Raw genomic sequence first — 12,456 nt, 5'->3', positions numbered from 1 at the left:
GTCCAGAATGATTTAGACTGTCATGATTTCCTTCTCCTTCTCGTCCATCAAGTTTTCGAGCTGCTTGATGTACTTGTCGTGGAGTTTCTGCAAATCGTTCTCAGCATCCTTCTCCAAGTCTTCAGAAAGTCCATCCTTGATAGCTTTCTTCAACTTTTCCTTGATTTCCTGGCGCACGTTGCGCACCTCAATCTTAGCACGCTCCGCAATCTTATTACACTGCTTTACGAGTTCCTTACGGCGCTCACCTGTTGGCTGAGGAATACCCAGACGTACGATTTCGCCATTGTTCTCAGGAGTGATACCTACACCACTATCCATAATAGCCTTTTCGATATCCTTGATAGCCTTTTTGTCCCAAGGGCGGATAGCGATAGTACGGGCATCAGGGGTTGTAACTGTAGCTACCTGGTTCAGAGGAACCATACTGCCATAACTATTTACGCGCACACCATCGAGGATGGCTACATTAGCACGACCAGCACGAACATGAGAGAGTTCCTCTGCGAGATACATTGCTGCCATCTCCATACGCTCTGCTGCAGAATTCAAAGTTTCTTTAACGTCTATCATAATTATATGTTTTTATTTTATTAATTCTAATCTTTTCAATTCTTCGCCCACATAGTTGGTGAGTTCTACAAACTGCTGGATAGTGAGCTGTTCAGGACGCTTGGTCATGATGTCAGTGGTGTAGAAATCCTCACGTGGTATTACACCAGGGAACATCTGCTTCAAACTTACACGGAGCATCTTGCGACGCTGGTTGAAGACTGTCTTTACCAGACGCTTAAACAGTTTTTCATCACAGCCAAGGTCAGTCACCTTGTTGCGAGTCATGCGGATTACCGCACTCTTTACCTTTGGAGGTGGATTGAACACATTCTCATCTACCGTAAAGAGATATTCCACATCATACCATGCCTGGATGAGCACACTGAGGATACCATAGGCTTTGTTACCTGGTTCTGATGCCATACGCAATGCCACCTCGCGCTGGATCATTCCGGTACAGCAAGGAATGAGATCCTTGTAATCGAGCATCTTGAAGAATATCTGCGATGAGATATCGTATGGATAATTACCTGTCAGTACAAACTGCTTTCCATCGAATATCTGGTTCAAATCCATTCTCAGGAAGTCTTCACCGATGATATTATCCTTGAGTGTCGGGAAATTCTCATGAAGATACGCCACCGACTCCGAGTCGATTTCCACTGCCTTGACGGGTCTTGGTTTCTCTACGAGATATTGGGTAAGAACGCCCATACCTGGTCCGATTTCGAGAACAGGTATATCCGGGCAGGCATCCACCGTATCGGCGATGCGCTTTGCTATATTGAGGTCGGTCAAGAAGTGCTGACCGAGATTCTTCTTAGGCTTTACAGCTTTCATATCTTATCTTTATATTATATATTTTGCAAAAATACGATTATTTTTTGAGAATCCACACGAAGTATGCGATTTTTTTTATCTTTTTGGGTAAAAAAGGGAAAGAGCCACTTGTTTCTTTAAAAAAAGGCTATACTTTTAGCCATAAATGGCGTCCAAGCGTTTATTTATGCTAAAAATATGCAGATTCGAACGATATTGTCAATAAAAGTATTATCTTTGCATCTAATTATGGATATAAAGAAGATAGCAAACAACATATGGAAGGTGGCTTTGTCGCTCATTCTGGGTGGCGCCATCCTTTATTGGATGTATCGCGGATTCGACTTCAAGCAAGTAGAAGATGTTCTGCTTCACAAGATGAGTTGGACCTGGATGCTGCTGTCGTTCCCCTTTGGCATCTCTGCCCAGGTGTTCAGAGGATGGAGATGGAAACAGTCGCTGGAGCCATTAGGCGAGAAGGCACGCTCCAGTATCAGCATCTACTCCATCTTCCTCTCCTATGCTCTGAGTCTTGTGATTCCCCGTGCAGGCGAGTTTGCCAGATGCGGCGTATTGAAGAAATGGGATGATGTTTCGTTTCCGAAAGCCCTAGGTACCGTCGTTACAGAAAGAGCCATTGATTCACTCCTCGTACTGCTGATTACAGCGCTGGTCTTTGTAATGCAGATTCCGGTATTCCTCAATTTCTTTGAGAAAACAGGTACGAGCATGGACAGTTTATTCTGCCAGTTTACAGCCACAGGTTACATAGTGACTGCTATCTGTGGCATAGCAGTACTCATCCTGGCTCACTATCTGCTCAAGCGACTCGCTATATATAATAAGGTGAAAGCAACACTGGGAGGACTCTGGCAAGGTATCATCTCGCTGAAAGGTGTCAGGAATGTACCGCTCTACATCGCCCTTACACTGGGCATCTGGTTGAGTTATTTCTTCCACTACTATCTCACCTTCCAATGCTTCGAAGCAACCTCCCATCTTAATCTGATGTGCGGTCTGGTGACATTCATCGTGGGCAGCATAGCGGTCATCGTACCTACTCCAAACGGAGCCGGTCCTTGGCATTTTGCCGTCAAGACAATGCTCATTCTCTATGGCATTCAGGCAAACGATGCCCTCTTCTTCGTTCTCATCGTACACTCCGTGCAAACCCTGCTTGTAGTCCTTTTGGGAATCTATGCCTGGATAGCACTGGCGTTTACCGGGAAAGTTAAAAGATAAAAGTTAAGAGTTGAAAGTTAATAGTTGATAGCGGCTACGCCGTATAGCGAGAATGCCCTATAAACTATTAACTATAAATTTTAAATTAAATAAATATGGCTGACATTAAGAATTTGAACCCAGTTGAAATCTGGCGTAACTTTGACAAGTTAACACAAGTTCCACGTCCATCAGGACATTTGGAAAAGATTCAGGCTTATTTGCTCGATTGGGCAAAAGAAGCAGGTGTAGAGGCTTTCCAAGACCCAGCAGGCAACATCGTGATGCGCAAACCTGCCACTCCAGGTATGGAGAACCGCAAAGGTGTTATTATGCAGGCACACATGGACATGGTTCCTCAGAAAGCACCAGACAGCAAGCATAATTTTGAAACAGACCCTATCGAAACCATCATCGATGGCGACTGGGTACGTGCTAATCATACAACACTCGGTAGCGACGACGGACTTGGCGTAGCTACCATCATGGCTGTAATGGAATCAAAAGATTTGCAGCACGGTCCTATCGAGGGCTTGATTACCGCTGACGAAGAGACAGGCATGTATGGTGCCAACGATCTCCCAGCAGGCGAACTGAACGGCGACATTCTCTTAAACTTCGATACCGAGGTTTGGGGCGAGTTCGTTATCGGTAGCGCTGGCGGTATCGACATCACAGCAACTCTCGATTATAAAGAGGTAGAAACCGACAAGGAAGATGCTGCCGTTAAGGTAACCCTCAAGGGATTGAAGGGCGGTCACTCCGGTATCGAGATCAACGAAGGCAGAGCGAATGCCAACAAATGCATGGTTCGTTTCGTTCGTGAAGCTATTTCTGAACTTGATGCCCGTCTGGCTTCATGGCAGGGCGGCAACATGCGCAATGCCATCCCATTCCAGGCTGAGGTTGTTCTGACCCTGCCTAAGGAGAACATCGAAGCATTGAATGACCTGGTAGCAGACTGGAAGGACGAAATCTGTGATGAGTTCGAAGGCATTGAAACAACTGAGAACATCGAGTTCTTCGCTGAGAATGTAGAGACTCCTAAGATGCAGGTTCCTGCCGAAATCCAGGATAACCTTGTAGATGCAATCTACGCTTGCCACGATGGCGTATTGCGTATGGCTCCATCTATGCCTGAGATTGTAGAGACCTCTTCAAACCTCGCAATCGTTGAGATTGGTGACGGCAAGGCTGCTATCAAGATTCTGGCCCGTTCTAGCCACGAATACTACAAGATGTATCTTGCCACAATGATAGAAAGCTGTTTCAACATGGCAGGCATGAAGGTTGAATTCAGTGGCAGCTACATGGGATGGAACCCTAACCCTAAGAGCGACATTCTGGAACACGTATTGAAGGTTTACAAAGAGCAGAACGGCACAGACGGTAAGGTACAGGCTGTTCACGCAGGTCTGGAGTGCTCTATCATCCTGAGCAAGTATCCTAACCTCGATGTCGTATCATTCGGTCCTACCCTTCTTAGCCCTCACACAGCCAATGAGCGTTGCCAGATCAGTTGCGTAGCTCCTTTCTGGAACCTCGTCAAGCAGCTCCTGACAGAGATTCCTGCAAAGTAAAAAATGGGGAACGAAATTACAAAAAGATAAAAAAAGAAAGCCGAGAGTGAAAATTCTCGGCTTTTTTGTTCCAGTTTTCAAAAGAAATCATTACCTTTGCAGTCGATTTCGCAAGTCTTGTAAAATCTCTATAGCAGATCATACAAATTCACTTGCATAAGTTTCATTAAAATAACACAAAAATGGACGATTATCACGCGGAGAACAATAATGAATTGTAAGGCGTGGAGATTCAGCAACGATGAAGCCTTTCAGTAGGCTGTACCCAAGCGCTAGTCTCCATACCCCAAACTTTTATTATGTGGAGATTAGCAAACTATGAAGACTTATTGGAATATAGACAAGAATCTGACTGTACTCAATGAGTGGCAGCCAAACTGCTGGATACAGGTAACATGTCCAACTGATGAAGACCAGCGCTTGCTGGAAGAAGAATTCAAGATCCCTGATTATTTCCTCTCGGATATCAGCGATACAGATGAGCGTGCCCGCTACGAATATGACGATGGCTGGATGCTCATCATCCTCCGTATCCCTTATGTCAAGGAAATACGCAGCCGTACCCCATACACCACCGTGCCTCTGGGTATCATCCATAAGCGCGATGTTACCATCACCGTATGCTATTATGAAACCAATATGATGATTGATTTCGTAAGCTACCAGCAGAAGCGCAGCGAGGGGTTCACCGACTATGTAGACATGACCTTCCGCCTCTTCCTTTCATCTGCGGTATGGTATCTGAAGCGATTGAAACAGATCAATTCTCTCATAGAAAAGGCAAAACGAAACCTCGATCATGGTGTGAACAATGAGAGTCTGATCGGACTGAGCCGCCTGCAGGACTCCCTTACCTACTTCATCACCTCTATCCGAGGCAACGAGAACCTCCTGTCTAAACTGAAGTTCAAACTGCAGGTGGATGAACTTGATGCCGACCTCATCGAAGACGTAAACATCGAGATGACACAGGCACGCGAAACCACAAGCATCTACTCGGACATTCTGGAGTCGACAATGGATACCTATTCGAGCATCATCAACAACAATATGAATACCACGATGCGTACCTTGACCAGTATCAGTATCGTCATGATGTTGCCTACGCTGATTTCCTCATTGTTCGGCATGAACTTAATCAACGGTATGGAAGACAGCCATTACGGATTTGCCATCGCCCTGGTTATCTCCGTGCTCGTTTCTGCACTTTCATGGGGCTTCCTCAGATACAAGCGTCTGCTCTAAGCATACACCACTCTGACAAGCATTAAGTAGCCCAAAAGAGCACACAAAACGATGAATTGCAAGAAAAAGACAATTATAAATACAAAAAAAATTAAAAAATCGAATGTCATGGCATGATATTCGATTTTTTTTTTTAAGTTTGCAACTTATTAATAATATAAATTTGTATGGGGCTGAATTGCGGATAAGCAACTACCGGCCCAAGAAACTCGAATCATAAACTAAACAAAGTGACATGATGGACTCTCAAGAAAAAGCTCTGTTGCAGCAGAGCACCCTGGAAGACCCTGCCAAGAAGGCTTATGCCACCAAGCAGGAAGTGCTCGAAAGAGTAAAGGAAATCGCTCATAGCAGCGAAAATCCAAACAAGGAGGAACTCGACCTACTCAAGACAACTTTCTACAAGATTCATCTCGCAGAAAGAGACGCACAGATGAAAGAGTATCTCGCAAAAGGCGGTGACCCAGAGAAGTATATCCTTCTACCGGATGACACCGAAGAAGCCTTCAAGGCTGAGATGCAACTCATCAAGGAGAAAAGAGCCAAGATCTTCCTGGCACAAGAAGAAGAAAAACAAGATAATCTCCGCAAAAAAGAGGAAATTATCGAAAAGATAAAGGCCATGACCACCTCACCGGAGGAGGCCAACAAATCATATCAGGACTTCAAGGCCTTGCAGCAGGAATGGAAGGAAATCAAAAACATCCCTGCAGACAAGGCAAACGAGGTATGGAAGAACTATCAGCTCTATGTAGAGCAGTTCTACGACATGCTCAAGTTGAACAGCGAAGCTCGCGAATATGACTTCAAGAAGAATCTTGAAGCCAAGACCCAACTCTGCGAGGCTGCAGAAAAGCTCAATGAGGAAGAGGATGTTATTTCTGCCTTCCACCAGCTTCAGGACCTCCACCAGCAATATCGCGAAATCGGTCCTGTTGCCAAGGAGTTGAGAGAACAGATTTGGGAACGTTTCAAGGCTGCTAGCACTGTTATCAACAAGAAGCACCAGCAGCACTTCGAAGACCTGCGTGCCAAGGAAGAGGAAAACCTCGCCAAGAAGACTGCCCTCTGCGAAAAGGTAGAGGCTGCCAACCAAGGAGAATACAAGACTGCCAAGGACTGGGAAAAGGTTACCCAGGAAATCATAGAGATTCAGAAAGAGTGGCGCACTATCGGTTTTGCCCCTCAGAAGATGAACGTCAAGATTTTCGAGCGTTTCCGCATCGCCAACGATGAATTCTTCAACAAGAAGGCAGAATTCTTCAAAGGATTGAAAGATACCTACGCTGCCAATCTCGAAAAGAAACAGCAACTCGTAAATAAGGCAAAGGAACTGGCTGACAGTACAGACTGGAAGAAGACTGGCGACAAGTTCATCGCTCTTCAGAAAGAATGGAAGAAGGTGGGTACCGTACCTCACAAACAAGGCGAATTGCTCTGGAAGGAATTTCTGGATACCTGCAACAAGTTCTTTGAAGCCCGCAACAAGCAGAATGCCGGTTCACGCAGCGAGGAACATGCCAATCTGGACAAGAAGCGCAACATTATTGCCCAACTCAAGGAACTTGTAGTTGCAGAGATTTCAGACAACGATTTCCAAAAGAAGCTCAAAGATCTTGCCAAGCAATATAGTACAATCGGACACGTTCCTTTCAAAGAGAAAGACAAGGTCTATAAAGAGTATCATGAGGCTATCGATGCAGCCTACGAGAAACTTCACGCCACCAACGCAAAGCGCCACTTCGACAACTTCAAGAACAACTTGAAGAATGTTGCCAAGGAAGGCGGCAATGCACTCGGCAATGAGCGTGGTAAACTCTTGCGTCGCTACGACCAGTTGCGCAGCGAGATTACTACTTACGAGAACAACCTCGGTTTCTTCAATACAGCCAGCAAGAAGGGCAACAGCCTGGTAGAAGAAATGAATCGTAAGATTGAGAAACTCAAGACTGACCTCGAAATGGTGAAGCAGAAAATCAAGGCTATTGATGCCGAGAAGAAATAAATACAATAAACCCCAGGGCGAAAGCTCTGGGGGTTATTGTTATGAATACTCCATAAAACAGAATCCCTATAAACAAAAAAAACACCTTTCATTACTGAAAGATGCCTTACCGTATGAGTTGGGATACCCGGACTCGAACCAGGAATGACAGGACCAGAATCTGTAGTGTTACCATTACACCATATCCCAAACTTAAAATAGAACTTTTTGATTGTTGGGATACCCGGACTCGAACCAGGAATGACAGGACCAGAATCTGTAGTGTTACCATTACACCATATCCCAAACTTAAAATAGAACTTTTTGATTGTTGGGATACCCGGACTCGAACCAGGAATGACAGGACCAGAATCTGTAGTGTTACCATTACACCATATCCCAATATCAGCAAACGAGATGTTCAATTCTCAATTGCGAGTGCAAAGGTACTAGTTTTTTTTGAACCTACAAAATTTTTCGGCACTTTTTTCTAAAAAAAACGCAATTTCTTTAATTTTCCACATTTTTTTTGCCTTTTAAGTCGATTTTCCATTATAATAATGTATCTTTGCAGAAAAATAGAGAATATAAATTAAGTAAGAAAGAAAAGATAAATGAACACAGTTAAACAACTCGTAGAGACTATTAAAGAAGGTATACAAGAAAAGAAAGGTCAAGACATTGTTATCGCCGACCTGACAGAAATCGATGGAAGCATTGCCAAGTACTTCATCATCTGCCAGGGAGGAAGCCCTACTCAGGTTGAAGCTATCGCAGGTTCTGTGGGCGACATCGTGCGCAAGAATCTGAAAGAAAAACCTGTAAATGTAGCTGGTCTCGGCAACGACCAGTGGGTGGCAATGGACTTTGTTGACGTATTGGTGCACATCTTCCTTCCGGAAGTACGCGCTTATTACGACCTCGAACATTTATGGGAGGATGCAAAGCTTACCCATATACCTAATCTCAACTAGTCAGTCTCTTCCATCCCACATGATGAAACAGACATTGTTTTTCGACTAAAAGTTATACATATATAATAAAATGGAACAAAGCAATATGAAGCCTCGTGGCAATGGCGGACCAAAGATGCCACGATTTAATATGACCTGGCTTTTCACCATCTGCCTCATCACCATGATCATCCTCTTCTTTACAGGAGGAGGCGATGCGATTGGAGGCAGCGCTGCTAAGGAAGCCACGTACACCCAATTCAAACAGTATGTAGAAAAAGGCTATGTACTCAGTGTTGTGGCCAATAAAACAGAAAGCACCCTCAAGATATACATCAACCCGAAATATACGCGCGATGTATACAATATGCCGGCAAAGTCTGTAGGTCCTAACCCATACGTAAAAGTACAGTTCGGTTCGGTTGACGAAGTGGAACGCTATGCCAACCAGATGTTGAAAGAAAAGAAGATACGCTCCTTCAGCTACGACAACCAGAAGGATAACGACTTCTTAAGCACACTCTTCAATCTGGCACCTCTGCTCTTCTTCGTATTCTTCATCCTCTGGATGTCAGGAAGATTCAGCGGCGGTATGGGCAGCGGCGGTATGGGCGGCGGCATCTTCAGCGTAGGCAAAAGCAAAGCTAAGATGTACGAAAAGGGAAATACAATCGGTATTACCTTTAAGGATGTTGCCGGACAGGAAGGTGCCAAGCAGGAAGTAAAGGAAATTGTAGACTTTCTGAAAAATCCACAGAAGTATACCGACTTGGGTGGTAAGATTCCAAAGGGAGCCCTTCTCGTAGGCCCTCCGGGAACTGGTAAGACCCTCTTGGCTAAGGCTGTTGCCGGCGAGGCTGGCGTACCTTTCTTCTCCATGAGCGGTTCCGACTTCGTTGAAATGTTCGTAGGTGTAGGTGCCTCACGTGTACGCGACCTTTTCCGTCAGGCTAAAGAGAAATCACCTTGTATCATCTTTATCGATGAGATTGATGCTGTAGGCCGTGCCCGCAGCAAGAACCCAGCCATGGGTGGTAATGATGAGCGCGAAAACACCTTGAACGCCCTCCTTACAGAGATGGATGGTTTCGGTACCAACAGTGGTGTCATCATCCTTGCAGCTACCAACCGTGTAGATATGCTCGACAGCGCCTTGCTCCGTGCCGGACGTTTCGACCGCGAAATTCACGTAGATCTCCCTGGTTTGAACGAACGTAAGGCTATCTTCCTGGTACATCTCAAACCTATCAAGATTGACGAAACTGTAGATGTTGATCTCCTGGCACGCCAGACTCCAGGTTTCTCGGGTGCAGATATTGCCAACGTTTGTAACGAGGCAGCCCTCATTGCTGCACGCCACGACAAGAAGGCTGTTTGCAAACAGGATTTCCTCGACGCAGTAGACCGTATTGTAGGCGGTTTAGAGAAGAAGACCAAGGTGATGACTGCCGACGAGAAGCGTAGCATCGCCCTTCACGAAGCAGGCCACGCAACCATCTCATGGTTCTGCCAGTATGCCAACCCTCTCATCAAGGTTACCATCGTACCTCGTGGTCAGGCTCTCGGTGCCGCATGGTATCTGCCAGAAGAGCGCCAGATAACCACCAAGGAACAGATGCTCGACGAGATGTGTTCTTTAATGGGCGGACGTGCCGCAGAAGAACTCTTCACCGGTCATATTTCGTCAGGAGCCATGAACGACCTGGAGCGCGCCACAAAGAGTGCTTATGGTATGGTAGCTTATCTCGGTATGAGCAAGACGTTGCCAAACATCTGCTTTTACAACCAGAACGAATATTCATTCCAGCGTCCGTACTCTGAGTCTACAGCTCGCGAGATAGATCAGGAAGTTCTGAAAATTGTCAACGAACAGTATACCCGTGCCAAGAACATCCTGATGGAGCACAAGGAAGGCCACAATGCCCTAGCAGAGCTTCTGATCAAGAAAGAGGTGATTATGGCAGAAGACGTAGAACATATCTTTGGCAAGCGCCCTTGGTTGAGCCGTTCGCAGGAAATCATGGAAGACGAACAGCCTAAGATAGACGATGACGCCGTAAAGGAACTTCCTGAAGTTCAGGCTGCCATTAAGGAGCACGAAGAGAACCAGAAGAAGAATGCTGATTCTGATGAGACTTCCAAAAAGGATGAAGGTTCGGAAGAAAACAAGAACGAATAAAACAAACCGATATGACTGACAAACAGAAGAATCTAGTGATAAGATCCATCACAGGCGTATTGTTCGTAGTGTGCATGGTATCTTGCTTTCTCAATCCCAGGGCAATGGTTATCCTGTTCGCCCTCATTACAGGATTGAGCATCTGGGAGTATTGCGGATTAGTTAACCAGAAGGAGAATGTTACGGTAAACCGTTTCATCAGCACCGTGGCGGGTGTTTACTTCTTCCTTGCCGTGGCTGGTTTCCGCATGGGCATTGTGGGCAATTTCGTGGTTTTCGTACCTTATCTGCTCACCATCCTCTATCTCTTCATCAGCGAACTGTATACAGGCAACAAGGATGCCATCAACGATTGGGCTTACACTATGCTCTCTCAGTTGTACATCGCCTTGCCTTTCTCGATGATTAATGTATTGAGTTTCGAGACATCAGCTTTCGATGGTCAGATACATTACGACATGCTGCTGCCTTTGAGCATTTTCATTTTCCTCTGGACCAATGATACCGGTGCCTATTGCAGCGGTTCGCTTTTCGGCAAGCATAAGCTCTTTCCTCGCATCAGTCCAGCCAAGAGTTGGGAAGGCAGCATAGGCGGAGGCATATTCGTACTGATAGCAGCAGGTATCATCGGCTATATTGCCAACGATGGCGAAGCCCATCGTCTCAGCATTCTCGGTTGGGAAGGTTTAGGTCTGGTTGTGGTATTCTTCGGAACATGGGGCGATTTGGTAGAAAGTCTCTTCAAGCGTACCCTCAGAGTAAAGGATAGCGGCAACATCCTGCCAGGACATGGAGGCATGCTCGACCGCTTCGACTCTTCGCTCATGGCGATACCGGCAGCAGTAATCTACCTATACACCATCCAGTTGTTTGGATAATACATCTTTTATGAGATAAAGGCCAAACCTTAGTTTGGCCAAGCACAAAGAAAGGCAGGGATTCCTCAAAGAACCCCTGCCTTTTTTCATATCACCATAAAAAACACAAGTAGCTTCGTTGGCTCACGAAAGTACTTGCGATAAACCATGCAGTTATCTGTTATATTTCTTCAGTGCCTGCTTCACCATCTTGCCCCATGGCTTGATGAGATCATCTGTCCAGTTGCCGGTAGCCTTGGCACGTGGCAAAATCATGGAACAGGTTTCATCCTTATCCGAAACCGACCAGTTTACCCAACTCACCTTGTTTTTCTCCATTACGTCGAGCCATTTCTGATACTCATCAGGAGCCAGAGGACCATTACCCGAAGCCTCCATACCAGCACATTCTGATACAAAGACCGGCAAACCGCTCTTCACGGCAGCCTCCAGTTTATCACGCAGATAATCTTTATGGGTGGCTGCATAGAAATGAAGGGTATACATCACATTCTCCACACCCTCGATAGGGCTCTTTGCCACGATATCAATATCCTGGTCCCAATGCGGACAGCCCATCAGGATGATATTATCCGGATCATACTTTCTGATTTCCGTGATGATGGTTTTAGCGTATACCTTCAAGTCTTCCCATTTATCCTCAACAGGTTCATTGTAGAGTTCGTAAAGCACATGAGGATATTTACCATACTTCTGCGCCATCTTTCCGAAGAAGGCCTTAGCCTCGGCTGTATGCATCTTGTGAGCATGCCAGTCGATAATCACGTAGGTATCATTCTTGATGGCGGCATCTACCACCTGGGTAATGCATTTCAGAGCAAAGTCTGGATTTTCCAGATAGTTGTCGTCTATCTGAATTCCCATGGCTGCTCTGATGATGTTGGCATGCCAGTCTTGCACAAGCCATTTCACCGCTTTTTTGTTGTAGAACCGAGGCCAGATGTTGTGCCATCCCAGACTCACGCCTCTCAACACTACAGGGTTACCGTCGAGTAAGTGGAGGGAATTTCACCCTCCCTTCTCTCGGAACCGTGCTTGACAG

Annotated in this window: 9 protein-coding genes, 3 tRNA genes and 1 pseudogene; 7 read left to right on the top strand and 6 right to left on the bottom strand. The window is 45.7% G+C overall.

Features of this window, described 5'->3' with window-relative positions:
* Positions 1–12: 12 nt before the first annotated feature.
* A complete protein-coding gene (gene frr, locus KSW37_RS00660) occupies positions 13–573 on the bottom strand; it encodes a ribosome recycling factor (RefSeq protein ID WP_006847159.1) in 561 nt (186 codons plus the stop codon).
* Positions 574–585: 12 nt separating this feature from the next.
* Positions 586–1,395, bottom strand: coding sequence for a 16S rRNA (adenine(1518)-N(6)/adenine(1519)-N(6))-dimethyltransferase RsmA (gene rsmA, locus KSW37_RS00655; RefSeq protein WP_217313093.1), 810 nt, complete (start codon positions 1,393–1,395; stop codon positions 586–588).
* Between the two features lie 228 nt (positions 1,396–1,623).
* Between rsmA and KSW37_RS00650 the strand changes: the two genes are divergently transcribed.
* From KSW37_RS00650 to KSW37_RS00635, 4 genes are all read left to right on the top strand, one after another.
* Positions 1,624–2,616, top strand: coding sequence for a lysylphosphatidylglycerol synthase transmembrane domain-containing protein (locus KSW37_RS00650; protein ID WP_217313094.1), 993 nt, complete (start codon positions 1,624–1,626; stop codon positions 2,614–2,616).
* 95 nt (positions 2,617–2,711) lie between these two features.
* Positions 2,712–4,175, top strand: coding sequence for an aminoacyl-histidine dipeptidase (locus tag KSW37_RS00645; RefSeq protein ID WP_022121434.1), 1,464 nt, complete (start codon positions 2,712–2,714; stop codon positions 4,173–4,175).
* A gap of 318 nt (positions 4,176–4,493) precedes the next feature.
* The gene (locus KSW37_RS00640; RefSeq protein ID WP_022121433.1) at positions 4,494–5,420 is read left to right on the top strand and encodes a magnesium transporter CorA family protein; all 927 of its coding nucleotides are present in this window, start codon (positions 4,494–4,496) and stop codon (positions 5,418–5,420) included.
* A 235-nt stretch (positions 5,421–5,655) separates the two neighbouring features.
* The gene (locus KSW37_RS00635) at positions 5,656–7,425 is read left to right on the top strand and encodes a DUF349 domain-containing protein (RefSeq protein ID WP_217313095.1); all 1,770 of its coding nucleotides are present in this window, start codon (positions 5,656–5,658) and stop codon (positions 7,423–7,425) included.
* A 118-nt stretch (positions 7,426–7,543) separates the two neighbouring features.
* Here the strand turns inward: KSW37_RS00635 and KSW37_RS00630 are convergent.
* From KSW37_RS00630 to KSW37_RS00620, 3 genes are all read right to left on the bottom strand, one after another.
* Positions 7,544–7,614 (bottom strand) — tRNA-Gln (locus KSW37_RS00630).
* A gap of 25 nt (positions 7,615–7,639) precedes the next feature.
* Positions 7,640–7,710, bottom strand: a tRNA-Gln gene (locus KSW37_RS00625).
* Positions 7,711–7,735: 25 nt separating this feature from the next.
* Positions 7,736–7,806 (bottom strand) — tRNA-Gln (locus KSW37_RS00620).
* 212 nt (positions 7,807–8,018) lie between these two features.
* Here KSW37_RS00620 and rsfS point away from each other — a divergent pair.
* From rsfS to KSW37_RS00605, 3 genes are all read left to right on the top strand, one after another.
* Positions 8,019–8,378 (top strand): ribosome silencing factor, encoded by a 360-nt coding sequence (gene rsfS / locus KSW37_RS00615; RefSeq protein ID WP_217313096.1) that lies wholly within the window; start codon positions 8,019–8,021, stop codon positions 8,376–8,378.
* 70 nt (positions 8,379–8,448) lie between these two features.
* The gene (gene ftsH, locus KSW37_RS00610; protein WP_217313097.1) at positions 8,449–10,536 is read left to right on the top strand and encodes an ATP-dependent zinc metalloprotease FtsH; all 2,088 of its coding nucleotides are present in this window, start codon (positions 8,449–8,451) and stop codon (positions 10,534–10,536) included.
* An 11-nt stretch (positions 10,537–10,547) separates the two neighbouring features.
* Positions 10,548–11,414: a phosphatidate cytidylyltransferase gene (locus tag KSW37_RS00605; protein WP_217313098.1), complete on the top strand. Its 867-nt coding sequence runs from the start codon at positions 10,548–10,550 to the stop codon at positions 11,412–11,414.
* A gap of 153 nt (positions 11,415–11,567) precedes the next feature.
* Here KSW37_RS00605 and KSW37_RS00600 read toward each other — a convergent pair.
* Positions 11,568–12,422, bottom strand: a pseudogene (locus tag KSW37_RS00600) (glycoside hydrolase family 5 protein); the annotation flags it as partial.
* Between the last annotated feature and the right edge of the window lie 34 nt (positions 12,423–12,456).

It is taken from the genome of Segatella copri (assembly GCF_019127135.1).
In the GTDB taxonomy this organism is placed as follows: domain Bacteria; phylum Bacteroidota; class Bacteroidia; order Bacteroidales; family Bacteroidaceae; genus Prevotella.
Note: the sequence above shows the minus strand (reverse complement) of the source record. Positions and strands in the feature narration are given on the sequence as shown.